Below are 16,262 nucleotides of genomic sequence, written 5' to 3'. Positions count from 1 at the left end.
GGCGTGGCCCGGTGCGGTGCAGCCCGGTGCGGCCCGGCGCGGTGCGGCGCACCTAGGCGCGGCTCGGCCCGGCAACGCCCGGCCCGGCCCGGCACCGTGCCACCGGGCCGTCAGCCGGCGATCGCGTGCACCATCCGGCCGCGCAGTCGGGTGATCATCCGGGCGTGCAGCTGGCAGACCCGGGACTCGGTGACCCCGAGCAGCGCCCCGATCTCGGCCAGCGTCAGGTTCTGCAGGTAGTACAGCTGCAGGACGACCCGGTCCCGCTCGCCGAGCTGCGCGATCGCCGTCCTCAGCTCCTGCGAGGTCTCCCGGCGGACCGTGACGAGGGCGGGATCCCCCGAGTCGTCGCCGACCAGGGCGGACAGGCCGTCGTGGCCGGGCGTCGCGTTCTCCGCCAGGTCCTCGGCGCTGATCAGGTGCCGGGGCCGGACCGCGTGGCGCAGCTCACGCACGCCGATGCCCAGCTCGGCCGCGAGCTCCCGGTCGGTGGCCGGCCGCCCCGCCCGGGACTGGAGGACGTCGCGCGCCCGCTCGACCTCCCGGATCCGGGCCCGCACGGTGCGCGGGACCCAGTCCTGGGCGCGCAGCTCGTCGAGCATCGCCCCGCGGATCCGCTGGGCGGCATAGCCCTCGAAGCGGACCCCGCGGACCGGGTCGAACCGGTCGACCGCCTCCATCAGGCCGAACGTGCCGGACTGCATCAGGTCGGCCAGCTCGATCGAGGCGGGCAGCCGGACGGCGAGCTTCGTCCCGACCCCTCGGACCAGCCGGGCGTGGCACTCCACGAGCCTGCGCCGGACGTCCGGGCACCGGTGCGCGAGGAACGCGCGCCACAGCGGCACCTCGCCGGCGTCGACGGTCTCGATCAGGTGATCCCGCACGGCCCCGGGCGTGTCGCCGGTCGCGCCACCCGCCGGGACCAGGGCCATCCGGCCGTGACCGCCGGCCCGGGCGGGCGCCGGGCCCGGGCGTCCGCCGCGCTGCCCGGCCGGTTCCCGGGGGCCGCCCGCGGGCGGATCGGGGACGGCGGCGAGCGCGGCGTGCGGCACCGGGGAAGGCAGCACGGGGGCAGGCAGCACGGGGGCGGGTGGCGCAGGGGCAGGTGGCACGGAGGCGGGTGGCACAGGGGCAGGTGGCACGGAGGCGGGTGGCGCGGGGGCAGGTGGCCCAGCCACGGGCGCAGGCGCACCGTCGACGGCCCGGTCGAGGGCGGACGCCAGGGCGTCGGGGAACGCAGGAGGCCGGACGGACGCCGGGAGCGGCGCCTCACGCCCGAGGGTGGGCCTGGTCATGAACCACCTTCAGCCGATCAACGGTCACGTGGGTGTAGAGCTGAGTCGTTGACAGCGTAGCGTGACCGAGCAACTCCTGTACGTAACGAAGGTCGGCTCCACCCTCCAGGAGATGCGTGGCTGCGGCGTGCCTCAGGCCGTGCGGCCCCACGTCGGTGGCGCCCGGGACCGCCCGCATCGCGCGGTGCACGACGGTACGGGCCACCCGCGGATCGAGCCGCCCGCCCCGCACCCCGAGCAGCAGCGCCGCCGGCGAGCGCGGCGTCGCCAGCGCGGGCCGGCCCCGTTCCAGCCAGCGCCGCACCGCCCGTGCGGCCGGGATCCCGAACACGACCGTCCGCTCCCGATCGCCCTTGCCCCGGACCCGCAGCGTGCGACCGGGCTCGTCGACCCGGTCCAGGTCCAGGCCGCAGAGCTCGGCGACCCGGATCCCGGTCCCGTAGAGCAGCTCCAGGACCAGCAGGTCGCGCAGCGCCTCCGGATCGTCCTCGGTCGCCCCGGAGATCGCGGCGTCCAGCACGGCGGCCGCCTCGTCGGCGGCCGGGACCTCGGGCAGCACCGTGACCGCGCCCGGGGAACCGAGCCGGGCGGCGGGATCGTGGGCGAGCCGCCCGGTCCGGACCGCCCACGCACAGAACGTCCGGGCGGCGGCCGTGCGCCGGGCCACCGTCGCCCGCCCGGCACCGGCGGCGTGCGTCGCCGCCAGCCGCCTGCGCAGGTGGTCGAGATCCAGCGCGCCGAGCCCGGGCAGGTCGCGCAGCAGGTCGGTGAGATCGGAGCGGTACCCGCGCACGGTGTGCGGCGAGCGGCCGCGCTCGTGCAGCAGGTGCCCGGCGAACGCCGCCACCGCGGAGGAGACCTCCGGGGCCAGGCCGTCGCCGGGATCGGTCGCGCCGGGCCGTGTGCTCGCCATGCACGGACGGTGCGCGCCCCGCGGTGCCCGGTCAAGGACCGTCCCGGCGCGCCGGGCGCTGCCAGAGCCCCTGGTGGTACTCGGCGAGGCCCCGCCCCTCCAGCTCGACCAGCGCGATCCGCACCGCGTCCGGCGCGACGCCCGCGATCTCGCCGAGCCGGCGGGCCGAGCAGGCGGCCCGGGCGGGCAGCGCGTCGTGCACCGCGAGCGTGCCCGGGGCGAGCCCGTCGGTCGGGCGGCGCTCGGCGACCCGCTCCGGGGCGAGATCGACGCCGAGCCTGCCGATGGTCTCCAGCACGTCCTCCGGTCTGCCGACCAGCTCGGCCTGCCCGCTGCGGACCAGCTCGTGGCAGCCGACCGACATCGCCGAGGTCACCGGGCCGGGCAGGGCCATGAGCGGGCGCCCGAGCGCCACCGAGTCCGACGCCGTCCGCCGGGAGCCGCTGCGGTGGCCCGCCTCCACCACCAGGCAGCCCGCCCCGAGCGCGGCCAGCAGCCGGTTCCGCACCAGGAAACGGAGCCTGCCCGGGGTGGCGCCGGGCGGGTACTCGGTGAGGACCAGGCCGGTGGCCGCGATCCGCTCGATCAGCCCGGCGTGCGCGGCCGGATAGACCCGGTCCGGGCCGCAGGCCAGCACCGCGACCGTGCGGCCGCCCGCGGCCAGCGCACCGCGGTGCGCCGCGGCGTCGATGCCGAACGCGGCACCGGAGAACACCGCGACGCCGCTGCGGGCGAGCACCGAGGCGAAGTCGGCGGCCGCGTGCAGGCCGTACCGGGTCGCCCCCCGGGCCCCGACGACGGTCACCGATCGGTCCGCCAGCGCGGACGGGTCCGCCGGGCCACGGGCCCACAGCGCCACCGGCGGGGCGAGATCGGCCCGCCGGGCGGTGCCGAACGCGGCGAACTGCCAGCCGGGCCACTGCGGGTCCTCCGGCACCAGCAGCCGGGCCCCGGCCGCCGCGGCGATCGCGAGATCGGCCTCGGAGGTGTCGGTCCCCCGCCGGGCCGCCGCCCGCTCCAGCAACGCCCCGGGCACCGCGCCCCGGCGCAACCGGTCCGCGGCCTCGACCGGGCCGTGCCGCTCGACGAGGTGCACCAGCAGCCGGCTCGGCGGCTCGACCGTGCGCAGCAGGTAGGCGCGCGCCCGGATGATCTCCTCGGGCACCGGCGCGGGTGTGGTCGCCGCGGTCATGCGGCACCCCGGTCCCGGAAGTAGAGCGCGGCGTCGACGTCGGCCCGGCCGGGCCGGGCCGCGCCGGCCAGATCGGCCAGCGTCCATGCCACCCGCATCGCGCGATCCGCTCCGCGCGCACTCAGCTCCCCCGCGTCCAGCCGCGCCTGCAGGGCGGCCAGCACCGCCGGGGGCAGCAGGAAGCGGGACCGGAGCACGGTGCCGGGGACCTCGGCGTTGCACCGCCAGCCGTCGGCCGACCAGCGCTCGACGGCGGCCGCCCGCGCCGCCAGTACCCGGGCCCGGACGGTCGCGGTGTCCTCGCCGCGCTCGTCGGCCGCCGCCAGCACCGTCACCGGGGACATCTGCACGCGCAGGTCCACCCGGTCCAGCAGCGGCCCGGACAGCCGGGACAGGTAGCGGCGGCGGACGTCGGGCCGGCACCGGCAGTCCCGGTCGACCGGCGGCGCGCACGGGCAGGGATTGGCGGCCAGCACGAGCTGGAAGCGCGCCGGGTACCGGACCGTCCCGTCGGCCCGGGACAGCCGCACCTCACCCTCCTCCAGCGGGGTCCGCAGCGAGTCCAGCGCCGTCGCCGGCCAGTGCGGGCACTCGTCGAGGAAGAGCACGCCCCGGTGGGCCAGCGACACCGCCCCGGGGCGCGCCACCCCGCTGCCGCCGCCGAGCAGCGCCGCGATCGACGCCGAGTGGTGCGGCGCCACGAACGGCGCCAGCACGCTCAGCGGCGCGGAGTCCCCGAGCCGCCCGGCGACCGAGCGGATCGCGGCCAGCTGCAGCGCCTCGGACCGGCCCAGCTCGGGGAGCAGGCCGACGATCCGCTGCGCCAGCATCGTCTTGCCGGTCCCGGGCGGGCCGACCATCAGCAGGTGGTGCCCGCCGGCGGCGGCGATCTCCAGGGCCCGCCGCGCGTCGTCCTGCCCGAGCACGTCGGACAGCTCGGGGACCGCCGGTCCGTGGCCCGCGGTGTCCGGCGGGCCGGCCCGGTCCAGCTCGCGCTCCCCCGCCGCCCACTCCAGCACGTCGGTGAGCCGGTCGGCGCCGCGCGCGTCGAGCCCGTCGACCAACGCCGCCTCGGCGAGCACCGCACGCGGCACGACCGCCCGCGCCATCCCCGCCTCCCGGGCGGCGAGCAGGCACGGCAGCACGCCGCGCACCGGACGCAACCGGCCGTCGAGCGCGAGCTCGCCGAGCAGCGCGGTGCCGCGCAGCCGGTCGGCCGGGATCGCCCCGGTGGCGGCCAGGACGCCGCAGGCCAGTGCCACGTCGAAGCGGGAGCCCGTCTTGCGCAGGGTCGCCGGGGACAGCGCCAGGACGATCCGCTGGTTCGGCCACGCCCGCCCGGAGTGCACCACGGCCGACCGCACCCGGTCCTTGGCCTCCTGCAGCGAGGCGTCGGGCAGCCCGACCAGGTGCACCCCGGGGATCCCGCCCCCGACCACCGTCTCGATCTCGACCGGTACGCCGTCGACCCCGTGCAGGGCGACCGACCACACCCGCGCCGGCGGGCCCATCAGAACGCCGCCGGGTAGTGCACCAGCGTCGCCGGTCCGTGCGGTGGCATCAGCACGGCCACGACGTCGAACCGGACCTCCGCCCAGGGCAGGCGGTGGGCGGCCATCCACTCCCGGGCGAGCCCCCTGATCCGCCGCACCTTGTACGCGGTGACCGCCTCGGCGGGCTCGCCGAACCGGGTGCCGGAGCGGGTCTTCACCTCGCAGACGACGACGAGCCGGCGCTCCCGGTCGGTCGCGACGATGTCGAGCTCGCCGGCCCGGCACCGCCAGTTGCGGGACAGCACGACCATCCCGTGCTCCCGCTGTAGGTACTCGGCGGCGGTGTCCTCACCGCGGCGGCCGAGCTCGTCCTTCGCAGCCATGCGTCCACGATCGGGCCGCGCGGGCGTCCCGCACCCGCCGATCGCGGACCTGTGGACGGATCGGGCACCTGGGGACGGGCACCGGGAACCGCGGCCCCGCGCCGCACCGCGCTGTCGGGGGTGTGCGGCAGGCTCGGCGGGGGCGGCTCAGCCCGGGAACGCCTCGTCGCCCGGTAACCGCAGGTCCGGGGTGTCCAGCTCCTCGATGTTGACGTCCTTGAACGTCACCACCCGCACGTTCTTCACGAACCGCGCCGGCCGGTACATGTCCCAGACCCACGCGTCCGACATGCGCACCTCGAAGTAGACCTCGCCGTCGGCGTTGCGCGGCGCCACGTCCACCGAGTTCGCCAGGTAGAACCTGCGCTCCGTCTCCACCACGTAGGAGAACTGGGCGACGATGTCCCGGTACTCCTTGTAGAGCGTGAGCTCCATCTCGGTCTCGTACTTCTCGAGATCCTCGGCGCTCACCGGCCCGCTCCTCCTGTGACGATCTCCATCGGCTCCCATCGAGTCGGATCCGCCTCCTCGGCGGACCCGTCCGGGTCCTCAGGGACCTCCTCGCTGACATCCTCATTGTGGACCAGCCCGATCGGGACCCCGCGCCCGGCCACCGCGGCGACGTTCGCGAACGAGAACCGGTGCTCCGCGCACGGTCCGTGCTCGTGCAGCGCCGCCTCGTGTTCGGGGGTGTTGTAGCCCTTGTGCACGGCGAAGCCGTACCGGTCGTGCACGGTGTCGAGCTCGGTCATGATGCGGTCCCGGGTGACCTTCGCCAGCACCGACGCCGCCGCGATGCAGGCCGCGACCCGGTCGCCCTTGGGCACCGCGAGGGCGGGACGGCCGAAACCGCGGACCGCGAAGCCGTCGGTGAGCACGTACCCGGGCGGCGCGACGGTCAGTGCGGCGACCGCCCGCCGCATCCCCTCGATGTTGGCGACGTGCACCCCGCGGCGGTCGACCTCGGCCGGCGGCACGACGATCACGGCCCGGTCCAGGGCCCGCCGCACGATCCGGCCGAACCAGTACTCCCGCGCCGACGGCGTCAGCAGCTTCGAGTCGGTCAGCCCGTCGAGCGCCTTCGCATCACCCGGGCGGAGCACGCAGGCCGCGATCACCAGCGGTCCGGCGCTCGCCCCGCGACCGGCCTCGTCCACCCCGGCGACCGGGCCGAGGCCGTGCCGGTGCAGCACCGACTGCAGGGTCCAGCTGCCGGCGTCGCGGACGACGGCGCGCGGCGGGCGCAACCCGTCGGGCAGCACCCGGACCGGGCGCCGCCGTGCGGGTCGCGCACGGCGGGTCGCCGCGGCCGGGCGGGCGCGGTGCGGGGGAACCGGCACGGTGCTCCCGGTCAGGATCTCCGGCGCCACCCCGACGGGGGACGCACTGCGGGCAGGAACCGCTCGGCCTCGGCGCGGGCCCGCAGCATGCGACGCCGGCCGAGCGCGAACGGCAGGGCCCCCATCATGCCTAGGGCCAGCGGGAGGCCGTCGGGCAGCCCCGCCGCGGAGGCCGTCGCGGTCTGCGGGTTGGTCGAGCCGAGCCAGCCGAACCGGTCGAACGGCAGCACGATCAGCCGGGCCTTGCCGATCACGTTCGCGTCCGGGATCGGTCCGTGGCCGGCCGCCCGGGAGTCCGCGGAGTTGTTCCGCGAGTCGCCCATCATCCAGTACTCGCCCTCGGGCACCGTCACCGGACCGAACGGGATCTGCCGGGCCGGACCCGCCTCCGGCAGGTAGTAGACGTAGGGCTCCTCGAGGGGCTGGCCGTCCACCATGACCTGGTTCAGCGCGTCGCAGCAGGCCACCGTCTGGCCGCCGACCGCGATCACCCGCTTGACGAAGTCCTTCTCGTCCGGCGGGGCGAACCCGACCAGCGAACCGACCGTCTCCAGGCCGCGCAGCAGCGGGTTGGCCGATCCCCCGCCGGTCGAGCCCTCGGCGCTCCACCCGTCGGTGCCCCGGAAGACCACGATGTCGCCCGGCGTCACGTCGGTGAAGTTGTAGGTCACCTTGTCGACGAGCACGCGGTCGTTGGTGCAGCCCGGGCAGCCGTGCAGGGTCGTCTCCATCGACCCGGACGGGATGACGTAGACCTTCGCCAGGAAGGTCTGGATCAGCACCGTCAGCAGCAGCGCGACGCCGGCGAGCAGCAGCAGCTCCTTCCAGAAGGCGAGCTGGCGCTTCTCCCCGTCCTCCCCCTGGGTCGCCTTCGACCGGCCGGTCAGGGCGGCGATCCGGCCGGAGATCCCGGCCGGTTCGCTGCGCTTCCCGGCCCGCGGGGCGTCGGCGTCCGCGGCCGCGTCGTCGGGCTGCTCGTCGGGATCCGGCTCGACGGACGGCTCCGGCGCCTCCGGGACGGGCCGGGCGGACCGGCGACGCCGGCGCTCCGGCTCGAACGCCTCGGCGTCACCGGGCGGGACGGACCCGTCGTCGGGGTCCGGTGCGCCGCGGCGCGGACCGTCGCCCGGGCGGGCCGGGGCGGCCGGGCCGCCGAACACGGTGGTCTCCTCCGGCGGCAGCGGGCTGCGCGGGAGCGGGGCGGACGGCACCCGGCCCGACGGCGCCCCCGGCGGGCGGACGGAGGGTGCGCCGGGCCCCTGTCCGGGGCTTGCGGGACGGCGTCGCGGAGCGCTGTCGTAGGCGGTGGGCGGGCCGGCATCGCCGCCGTGCCGCGCACCGGGCCGGGCCGGCGCGTCCCGACCGGCGTCGCGGCGCCGCGGGGCCTCGGGCTGCTGCGGCGGGTGGGCGTCGAACCCGGCGGGCCGGGCGTAGCCGTCCGGCCGCTCCGGGTGGACCGCGCGGCGGGCGTGGCCGTTGCCCGGGGCCGGGCCGGCGGGCGGCTCGAAGCCGGTGCCGACGCCGGGGGCGGCCCAGCGGCCGTTCGCGGTGTCGCCGTGGCGGCCCGGGGCCTCGGGCGGGCGGTGCCCGGCGCGCGGATCGGCGCCCGGGTGCCTCGGCGGAGGTCCGGCCGGGCCGGGCTCGCGGCGGTGGCTGCCGGTGCGGGTGGGACGGGACCCGTCGCCGTCCGGGTGCCGGACGCGGCCGGGCCGGGCCTCGCCGCCCTCCGGACGGGCCCGCCGGGGCGGCGGATCGCCCGCACCGTCGGCGCGGCGCGGGCGGTGGTCGTCGGCGTCGTCCGGCCGGGGTCGCCCGGCAGGCGGCCAGGAACGGTCCTCGGCCCGCCTGCGGCCGCCCGTCCCGTTGGTCCCGGTGTCGGCCAGCCGCCCGGCGTACCGGGCCCGCAGCGAGTCGGGGCCGTCGGTCACGGCCCCGTCCGCACCGCCGTGGCCCGGGTCGCGGCCGTTGTCGTAGCCGTTGTCGTAGCCGTTGCGGGCGGCGGGACCGCCGGCCGGGTCGTGGCCCGGGCGGTGGCCGTTGGTGTAGCCGTCCGGATCGGGTGCGACGCCGTTGCGCCCGGACCCGTGCCGGCCGCGGCGCTCCCCGGCGACCGTGCCGTAACCGTTGCGGTACCGGCCGGGCCGGTCCTGGTCGTCCTCCGGCCCGGGCTCGGCGTGCCGGGTACGCACCCCGTACGACGCCGGCTCGGCCGGGTCGTCGTCCGTGCGGGCCGGGACGCCGTGCTGCAGGGCCGCCCCGAGGAGCCAGTCCTGCTCGGAGCCGGCGCCCTGGGCGTCCACCGGCGGCGGGGCCTCGGGGGCCCGTCGCCGGCCGGGGCGCTCGGGAGCGTCGCCACCGCGATACCGCCGGGGGCGGGCCCGGCGGTCATCGGGGAGCTCGGGGAAGGCCACGGTTCGAGATTACGTCACCCGCCCGTCACGACGGGGTGACGGTCAGGACGCGGACGGGGCCTGTCGGCGCTCCTTGATCTTCGCGGCCTTGCCGCGCAGGTCACGGAGGTAGTACAGCTTCGCCCGGCGGACGTCGCCGCGGGTCGCGACCTCGATCTTGTCGATGTTCGGCGTGTGCACCGGGAAGGTGCGCTCGACGCCGACCCCGAACGAGATCTTGCGGACGGTGAAGGTCTCCCGGGCCCCGGCGCCGTGCCGGCGGATGACCACACCCTGGAAGACCTGGGTACGGGTCCGGTTGCCCTCGATGACCTTCACGTGCACCTTGAGCGTGTCCCCGGGCCGGAAGTTCGGGATGTCGGAGCGCAGGGTCTGCGCGTCCAGAGCGTCCAGGGTGTTCATGTCGACGGTCCGTCCTCGTGTGTCGTGCGTGTTCGTGCAGGTCGTGCGGTGCCACCCCGGGTTCGTTCCGGGTCTGCTCCCGGGCCACCCGGGTGATCCGCACCTCGCCGGTGGGACACTCGACCGGGTGGCGGGCTCCGGTACGGCCCGCGCGGCGCACGATCTCCTCGACCGGCGCGCACCACCGTCACCGGGCACCGCACGCGGCGCTGGCAACCCGTCCATAGTGCCAGACGGGCCGATCGGCCCGGACACCCGGTGCTCCGGGCGCCCCGGAACCGGCCGCCGGGGAGTTCCGGCGGGCGCCGGACGGTCGTCCGGATCGCCGGGTGACCGGGCCCGGTCAGCCCTGCGGCCGGTCCCCGGCGGCGTCGTCCCGCCCGGCGGCCAGCACCGCGCGGTCGGCGGCGTCGAGCGCGTCCGGCGGGAGCGCGTCGAGCAGGTCGGGACGACGGTCGCGGGTCCGTTCGAGCGCCCGGTCCCGCCGCCAGCGGGCGATCGCGGCGTGGTTGCCGCCCCGCAGGACGTCCGGCACGGCGAGTCCGCGCCAGGTCTCCGGGCGGGTGTAGGAGGGGCCTTCGAGCAGGCCGTCGGAGAACGAGTCCTCGGCCGCCGAGCGCGGGTTGCCGAGCACCCCGGGCAGCAGCCGGGCGACCGCCTCGACCATCACCAGCACCGCGACCTCGCCGCCGACCAGCACGTAGTCGCCGATCGAGACCTCGTCGACCTCGACGCCCCGGTTGCGCGCGTCGAGCAGCACCCGCTCGTCGATGCCCTCGTAGCGGCCGCAGGCGAACACCAGCCGCCGCTCGTCCGCCCAGGCCCGCGCGGTCGCCTGGGTGAAGGGCCGCCCGGCGGGCGTCGGGACCACCAGCCGGGCCGGCTGCGGCCCGGCCGCCAGTACCTCGTCGAGCGCCTCGCCCCACACCTGCGGGCGCATCACCATCCCGGGGCCGCCGCCGTACGGTGCGTCGTCGACGGCCTGGTGCACGTCGTGCGTCCAGCGGCGCAGGTCGTGCACGGCCACCTCCAGCAGGCCGCGTTCGACGGCCCGGCCCAGCAGCGCCTCGCGCAGCGGGTCCAGGTAGGCCGGGAAGATGGTGACGACGTCGATCCGCACGTGGCGGATCGTCGCAGGCGGCCGTGATCCGCCCGCGGACACCTCCGGCGCCGGTGCGCTCACCCACCGGGAGTGAGGACGCCCCCGTCCGGACCCGCCTACCGTGTGGCGGCCACCTGTCGCGCACCACCGAGCCGGGAGCGCCGATGCCGTCCGATCCGCCGACCGACCGGACGGCCCCGTCCCGCAGCCGGCCGCCCGGCCGGTTCGGGGCGGTGCACCGCGACCGCCTCGGAGCGCTCTACCGCGGCTCGCTGGTCGGCCGGCTGGCCGCCCGGTTCGTCGCCGCCAGCGGCTACGACCGGGCGCTCGCGCTGGCCGCGCAGGCGTTCGTCGCGCTGGTCCCGGCGGTGATGCTGGCCGCCGCGTACCTGCCGTCCGGCGCGGGCGGGCCGCAGGAGTGGCTGGTCACCCGGTTCGACCTGTCCGGCGAGGCGGCGGCCGCGGTCCGGGAGCTGATGCAGCCCCCGCCGGCCCCCGCGACGTCCGGGATCGTCGGCGGAACGGTGCTGATCCTGCTCACCGGGTTCGGTTTCACCCGCACGCTGCAGCGGCTGCACGTCGCCGCGTGGTCGCTGCCGCCGCTCGGCCTGCGCGGGTACCTGCACGGGCTGGCGGCGGTGCTCGCCCTGGTCACGGCGGTCGTCTGCAGCGTCGTGCTGAGCCCGTCGGGCGACCGGTTCCCGGCCACCGCGCTGGCCGTGCACGCGGCGCTGGCGATCATCCTGTGGCTGCCGGTGCAGTGGCTGCTGCTCGGCGACCGGATCCGGTTGCGCAGGCTGCTCCCGGGCGCGCTGATCATCGCCGCGGGCCAGACCGCGATCGCCGCGCTGTCCGGGCCGTACCTGCGGCTGGCGATCGACTCCCAGGCGGACCGGTTCGGCGCGATCGGCGTCGCGTTCGTACTGGTCTCCTGGCTGCTGCTGCTGGCCTACCTGCTCGTCGCCGCGGCGGTGTTCGGCGCGGAGATCGCCGGCGCGCCGGCGCCGGGCGTGCCGGGACCGCCCCGGCGGCTCAGCCCGCCCGGCGACCGCGCCGCTCGGACACCGCCCGGCGCATCCCGTCCAGGGTGACGCCGTGCGCGGCCAGCACCCGGGACGCCGGGTGCTCGGGATGCAGCAGCCCGAGCAGCACGTGCTCGGTGCCGATGTGCCGGTCGCCGAGCCGGATCGCCTCGCGCAGCGCGAGCTCCAGGGACTTCTTCGACGCCTTCTCGAACGGGATGTGCCCGGCGGACCACCGGCGGCCGCGGGTGCGGTCCAGCGCCCCCGGGCCGAACGTCTCCTCGGCGGCCCGGCGCACCTCGTCGAGGTCGATGCCCAGCGTGGCCAGCGCCGCCGCGTCGCCGGTGGCCCCGGCCGCGAGACCGCGTTCGACCTCGGCGATCCCGATCCCCGCGTCCCGCAGCAGCTCCTCCCCCGGCGAGCCGGGGCAGCACAGGATCCCCAGCAGCAGGTGCTCCGGGCCGATCCGCCCGGCACCGCGCTCGCGCGCCTGTTCCTGGGCGAGCACCACGGCCCGCCGGGCCGGGTCGGTGAACCTCTCGAACACGGTCGTCTCCCCTCTACAGGCCGAGCCGGCGGTACTTCTTGTGCACCGCCTGCCGGCTGATCTGCAACGCCTCGGCGATCTGCTGCCAGGACCAGCCCCGGTCACGGGCGTTGGTCACCTGGAGCTCCTCCAGGGACTCCTGCAGTCCGCGCAGGGCCGCCACCGCCGCCAGACCGACGGCCGGGTCCTTGCTGGACGCCGCCGCGGCCACCGCCGTCGCATCACTCATGGGTGTCAACTTAGGTTGACGCGCACCCGTTGTCAACTTTGGTTGACGCGCTGGGCGTGCGACGGGCCCGGCGGCGCACTGCCGCCGGGCCCGTCGGGAGAGGGAGGGTCAGTCCTCGGCCGGGTCGAGCAGACCGTCCGGCGGATCGAGCACCACGCGTCCGTCCGCGAGATCGACGGTCGGGACGATGGCGCCGACGAACGGCACCAGCGCGTCGTGACCCGCCGGGCGCCGGACCACCAGCAGCGAGCCGCCGGGGCCGTGCACGACGTCGACGACGGTGCCGGCCGCGGTGCCGTCGACCAGCTCGGCGCGCAGGCCGGTGAGCTGGTGGACGTGGAACTCGTCCGGGTCGGCCGGGGCGGCCAGCTCGTCGGTCGGGAGCAGCAGCTGGACGCCGCGCAGCGCCTCGGCGGCGTCCCGGTCGGCGACCCCGTCGAACAGGACCAGCCAGCGGCCGGAGTGCGGCCGGGCGGACGAGACGGTCAGCGTGCTCGTTCCGGCGCCGCCGCGCCGGGCGCCCCGCAGCACCGCCCCGGGGGCGAACCGCTGCTCGGGCGAGTCGGTGCGCGACTCGACGACGACCTCGCCGCGCAGGCCGTGTACACGCACGACGACGCCGACCAGGACCTCCGTGGAGGCCCGGCCGGCGTCGGTGTCGTGCGGGACGGGGCCCGTCACCGGTCGGTGTCGACCACGTCGACCCGGACCCCTCGGCCGCCCACGCCGCCGATGACGTTGCGCAGCGCGGTGGCGGTCCGGCCGCCACGGCCGATCACCTTGCCCAGGTCGTCCGGGTGCACGCGGACCTCGAGGATCCGGCCGCGCCGCCCGGTGACCAGCTCCACCCGGACGTCGTCGGGGTGGTCGACGATGCCGCGCACGAGGTGCTCGAGCGCGTCCGCGAGGACGCTCATGTCGTCGCCCCCGTGGGAGCCGTGGCCCGCCGGATCACGACTCGGCGGCAGGCGCGTCGGCGTCCTTGGTGGCGTCGACGACGTCGTCGCTCTTCGTGGCGGCCTCGGCCGGGGCGGCGTCCGCGGTCTTGCCGACCCGGTCGTTGCCACCCTTCTTCTTCGGCGTGGTGGCCGCGGTGGTCGGCTCGTCGTTCGCCTCGGCCAGCGCCTGCTGGAACCGGGCGAGCTTGTCGACCTTCTCCGGCTGCGGCTTCAGGGTGCCCTCGGTGCCCGGCAGGCCCTTGAACTTCTGCCAGTCGCCGGTGATCTCCAGCAGGTTCTGCACGGACTCGGTCGGCTGCGCGCCGACACCCAGCCAGTACTGCGCCCGCTGCGAGTCGATCTCGATCAGGCTCGGCTCGTTCTTCGGGTGGTACTTGCCGATCGTCTCGATGGCACGACCGTTGCGGCGCGTACGGGAGTCCGCGACGACGACGCGGTAGTACGGCTGACGGATCTTGCCCAGACGCATCAGCTTGATCTTGACGGCCACGCTGTGTTGCTCCTCGCGAATGTCGTGTCGTGCTGCGATGAGTCAGCTGGCGCTCGCGTGGGGTACGGGCTCGCTCACTCGAAGGTCATCGGCCGTGGCTGGTAGAGGGCCGGCCACGGACCCGACGGGTTATTCTGCCAGACGGCCCTCAGACCTGCGGCAGGGCCCCGACCAGCATGAGGGCCAGCGCCAGACCGGGCAGGAAGTTGTTCACCGCGTGCGCCACGATGCTGGCGGTGATCCGGCCGGTCAGGATGCGCGCGATGCCCAGCGGCAGCGCGACCACGAACAGCAGCGGCGCCCGCAGGAACTCCAGGTGGGCGATCGCGAACACCAGCGTGGTGATCACGAAGACCACCCAGCGGTTGCTGATCCACTTGGCGACCGCGTTCCAGAGCAGCCCGCGGTAGACGATCTCCTCGCAGACCGGGGCGATCACCACCACCCCGAACATCACGGCGAGCGCGATCGGCCAGCCGGCGGTGATCCCCTCGAACGCGACCCCGACCGAGGTGCTGAGCTCCGGGCCGACCAGGTACAGGTAGAGCAGCGCGGCCGGCACGGTGACGAACAGCCCGGCGATGCCGATCAGCAGCCCGACCCCGACGTCCTCCCAGCGGAACCGCAGACCCAGGTCGGCCGCCGGGCCGTCGCCGCGCCAGAGCGTCCACAGGATGCAGGTCAGCGCGGCCAGCATCGTCGGCACCGCGATCGCCAGCAGCACGCCCCCGGCGGAGTCCACGCCGGTGGTCCAGGCCATCACCGCCGACGCGCCGAGGAACACGATCTCGACGACGAGGAAGGCCCACAGCCCCCAGCGCACCCGCGGGGTCGGTGACGGGCTCAGCCCGAACGGGCCGGTCGGCGGCTCCGGCGGCGGGCCGTGACCGGCCGGGCCGTGGTGCGGGGCGCCCGGGCCGGGCCAGGGCGGTGCGTGGCCGGCGACGGCGTACTGCGGGGGCGGGGCGGGCCGGGCGGTGCCGTAGCCGTACGGCGCGCCGTGGCCCGCCGGGCCGGGCTGCTGTTGCTGCACGCCGCCGTATGCCGCCGGATCGGGCTGCATGGCGGGGTGGGCCGCCGGGTCGTGCTGCATGGCGGGGTGGGCCGCCGGGTCGTGCTGCACGGCGGGGTGGCCGGCCGGGTCGTGCTGCACGGCGGGGTGGGTCGCCGGGTCGTGCTGCACGGTGGGGTGGCCGGCCGGGTCGTGCTGCCGGTCGCCCTGGCCTGCTGCGTCGTGCGCCGCGGTGCCGTCGTCGGGCGGGCCCGGTTGCGTACCGGCGGGCCCGGCCCACCCCTCCTGACCGGACGATCCGTCCCCCGGGTCCGAGGTGTGGCCGCTGGGGCCCGGCGGCCCGGGCGTGGAGCTCATGCCCCCACAGATACCCGACGGCCCCTGATCACAACCACCGACGGGTCCCGGAGCACGCCGAGGTCGTCACGCGGATCACGGTCGTAGACGACGAGATCGGCGGGCGCCCCCGGCGCCGGACCGGCCGGGCGGCCCAGCCAGGCCCGCGCCGACCAGCTGGCGGCACCGATCGGGTCGGGATGACCGGCGCGGGCCAGCTCGGCGACCTCGTCGGCGATCCGGCCGTGCCGGATGCCGCCGCCCGCGTCGGTGCCCGCGTACACCGGCACCCCGGCCTCGATGGCCCGGCCCACCGTCTCCCAGGCGTGTGCGTGCAGGTCCCGCATGTGCCCGGCGTAGCGCGGGTACCGGGTGGCCTGCTCGGCGATCGACGGGAACGTCTCCACGTTGATCAGGGTCGGCACCAGCGCGGTGCCCCGGCGGGCCATCTCGGCGATCAGGTCGTCGGTGAGGCCGGTGCCGTGCTCGATGCAGTCGATCCCGGCGCCGATCAGGCCGGGCAGCGCGTCGGTGCCGAACACGTGCGCGGTGACCCGGGCGCCCACCTCGTGGGCGGCGGCGATCGCCTCGGCGAGCACCTCGTCCGGCCAGAGCGGGGCCAGGTCGGCGCCGTCGCCGAGACCCCGGTCGATCCAGTCGCCGACCAGCTTCACCCAGCCGTCGCCGCGGGCCGCCTGGGTGCGGACCTCGTCGACGAGCAGCCGCGGGTCGTCCAGCTCGGTGGCCAGGCCCGGGATGTAGCGCTTGGGCCGGGCCACGTGCCGGCCGGCCCGGATGATCTCCGGGAGGTCGTCGCGCAGCTGCAGGGCCGAGGTGTCGACCGGTGAGCCGCAGTCCCGGATCAGCAGGGTGCCCGCGTCCCGGTCGGTGCGGGCCTGCTCCGCGCACTCCTCCAGGTCGGTGATCGGCCCGTTCGGTCCCAGCCCGACGTGGCAGTGCGCGTCGACCAGGCCGGGGACGATCCAGCCGTCGACGGTCAGGTCCTCGGCCCCGGGCAGCGGGTCCGGGCTGATCCGCCCGGACCCGTCGACGTAGAGATCGGCACCCTGCGCGCCGTCCGGCCCGAGCAGGGTTCCGCGCAGCCGCCACCCCGCGGCAGGAAGATCCGACATGGC

Annotated in this window: 18 protein-coding genes; 1 reads left to right on the top strand and 17 read right to left on the bottom strand. The window is 76.8% G+C overall.

All coding sequences use genetic code 11. The features are described 5' to 3' along the window. Positions 1 to 110: 110 nt before the first annotated feature. The 10 genes from ABD160_RS29255 to trmD all read right to left on the bottom strand — a co-directional run bounded on the left by ABD160_RS29255 (position 111) and on the right by trmD (position 10,549). On the bottom strand, positions 111 to 1,067 hold the full coding sequence (locus tag ABD160_RS29255) for a sigma-70 family RNA polymerase sigma factor (protein ID WP_344028591.1): 957 nt from the start codon (positions 1,065 to 1,067) through the stop codon (positions 111 to 113). Positions 1,068 to 1,269: 202 nt separating this feature from the next. Beyond that, positions 1,270 to 2,208, bottom strand: a complete 939-nt coding sequence (locus ABD160_RS29250) for a tyrosine-type recombinase/integrase (RefSeq protein WP_344028588.1) — start codon at positions 2,206 to 2,208, stop codon at positions 1,270 to 1,272. Positions 2,209 to 2,239: 31 nt separating this feature from the next. Further along, positions 2,240 to 3,400: a DNA-processing protein DprA gene (gene dprA / locus ABD160_RS29245; RefSeq protein WP_344028585.1), complete on the bottom strand. Its 1,161-nt coding sequence runs from the start codon at positions 3,398 to 3,400 to the stop codon at positions 2,240 to 2,242. Further along, on the bottom strand, positions 3,397 to 4,911 hold the full coding sequence (locus ABD160_RS29240; RefSeq protein ID WP_344028583.1) for a YifB family Mg chelatase-like AAA ATPase: 1,515 nt from the start codon (positions 4,909 to 4,911) through the stop codon (positions 3,397 to 3,399). The genes dprA and ABD160_RS29240 overlap by 4 nt, the downstream gene beginning before the upstream one ends. Further along, positions 4,911 to 5,276: a YraN family protein gene (locus ABD160_RS29235; protein ID WP_344028580.1), complete on the bottom strand. Its 366-nt coding sequence runs from the start codon at positions 5,274 to 5,276 to the stop codon at positions 4,911 to 4,913. The genes ABD160_RS29240 and ABD160_RS29235 overlap by 1 nt, the downstream gene beginning before the upstream one ends. Before the next feature lie 147 nt (positions 5,277 to 5,423). After that, positions 5,424 to 5,747 (bottom strand): DUF2469 domain-containing protein, encoded by a 324-nt coding sequence (locus ABD160_RS29230; RefSeq protein WP_085912401.1) that lies wholly within the window; start codon positions 5,745 to 5,747, stop codon positions 5,424 to 5,426. Beyond that, positions 5,744 to 6,538, bottom strand: coding sequence for a ribonuclease HII (locus ABD160_RS29225; protein ID WP_344028605.1), 795 nt, complete (start codon positions 6,536 to 6,538; stop codon positions 5,744 to 5,746). The genes ABD160_RS29230 and ABD160_RS29225 overlap by 4 nt, the downstream gene beginning before the upstream one ends. Before the next feature lie 89 nt (positions 6,539 to 6,627). Further along, complete coding sequence (gene lepB / locus ABD160_RS29220; RefSeq protein WP_344028574.1) at positions 6,628 to 9,027, bottom strand: signal peptidase I; 2,400 nt, start codon at positions 9,025 to 9,027, stop codon at positions 6,628 to 6,630. Between the two features lie 42 nt (positions 9,028 to 9,069). Then, positions 9,070 to 9,429, bottom strand: a complete 360-nt coding sequence (gene rplS / locus ABD160_RS29215; protein ID WP_344028571.1) for a 50S ribosomal protein L19 — start codon at positions 9,427 to 9,429, stop codon at positions 9,070 to 9,072. Positions 9,430 to 9,772: 343 nt separating this feature from the next. After that, complete coding sequence (gene trmD / locus ABD160_RS29210; protein WP_344028567.1) at positions 9,773 to 10,549, bottom strand: tRNA (guanosine(37)-N1)-methyltransferase TrmD; 777 nt, start codon at positions 10,547 to 10,549, stop codon at positions 9,773 to 9,775. Positions 10,550 to 10,695: 146 nt separating this feature from the next. Between trmD and ABD160_RS29205 the strand changes: the two genes are divergently transcribed. After that, positions 10,696 to 11,622 (top strand): hypothetical protein, encoded by a 927-nt coding sequence (locus tag ABD160_RS29205; RefSeq protein WP_344028565.1) that lies wholly within the window; start codon positions 10,696 to 10,698, stop codon positions 11,620 to 11,622. Here ABD160_RS29205 and ABD160_RS29200 read toward each other — a convergent pair. From ABD160_RS29200 to ABD160_RS29170, 7 genes are all read right to left on the bottom strand, one after another. Continuing rightward, positions 11,564 to 12,100, bottom strand: coding sequence for a Clp protease N-terminal domain-containing protein (locus tag ABD160_RS29200; protein ID WP_344028563.1), 537 nt, complete (start codon positions 12,098 to 12,100; stop codon positions 11,564 to 11,566). The two genes, ABD160_RS29205 and ABD160_RS29200, sit on opposite strands and share 59 nt — an antisense overlap. Before the next feature lie 13 nt (positions 12,101 to 12,113). Continuing rightward, positions 12,114 to 12,329 carry a helix-turn-helix domain-containing protein gene (locus ABD160_RS29195; RefSeq protein WP_344028561.1) on the bottom strand — a complete coding sequence of 72 codons (216 nt, stop codon included), beginning with the start codon at positions 12,327 to 12,329 and terminating at the stop codon, positions 12,114 to 12,116. Positions 12,330 to 12,437: 108 nt separating this feature from the next. After that, a complete protein-coding gene (gene rimM, locus ABD160_RS29190) occupies positions 12,438 to 13,010 on the bottom strand; it encodes a ribosome maturation factor RimM (RefSeq protein WP_344028558.1) in 573 nt (190 codons plus the stop codon). Continuing rightward, a complete protein-coding gene (locus tag ABD160_RS29185; RefSeq protein ID WP_344028556.1) occupies positions 13,007 to 13,246 on the bottom strand; it encodes an RNA-binding protein in 240 nt (79 codons plus the stop codon). Before ABD160_RS29185 ends, rimM begins: the two co-directional genes overlap by 4 nt. Before the next feature lie 34 nt (positions 13,247 to 13,280). Further along, positions 13,281 to 13,778: a 30S ribosomal protein S16 gene (gene rpsP / locus ABD160_RS29180; protein ID WP_344028554.1), complete on the bottom strand. Its 498-nt coding sequence runs from the start codon at positions 13,776 to 13,778 to the stop codon at positions 13,281 to 13,283. 148 nt (positions 13,779 to 13,926) lie between these two features. Next, positions 13,927 to 15,147 carry a CPBP family intramembrane glutamic endopeptidase gene (locus tag ABD160_RS29175; protein WP_344028551.1) on the bottom strand — a complete coding sequence of 407 codons (1,221 nt, stop codon included), beginning with the start codon at positions 15,145 to 15,147 and terminating at the stop codon, positions 13,927 to 13,929. After that, a complete protein-coding gene (locus ABD160_RS29170) occupies positions 15,144 to 16,259 on the bottom strand; it encodes an amidohydrolase family protein (protein WP_344028549.1) in 1,116 nt (371 codons plus the stop codon). Before ABD160_RS29170 ends, ABD160_RS29175 begins: the two co-directional genes overlap by 4 nt. Positions 16,260 to 16,262 lie beyond the last annotated feature (3 nt).

This window comes from Pseudonocardia kongjuensis, assembly GCF_039526905.1.
GTDB lineage: Bacteria > Actinomycetota > Actinomycetes > Mycobacteriales > Pseudonocardiaceae > Pseudonocardia > Pseudonocardia kongjuensis.
Note: the sequence above shows the minus strand (reverse complement) of the source record. Positions and strands in the feature narration are given on the sequence as shown.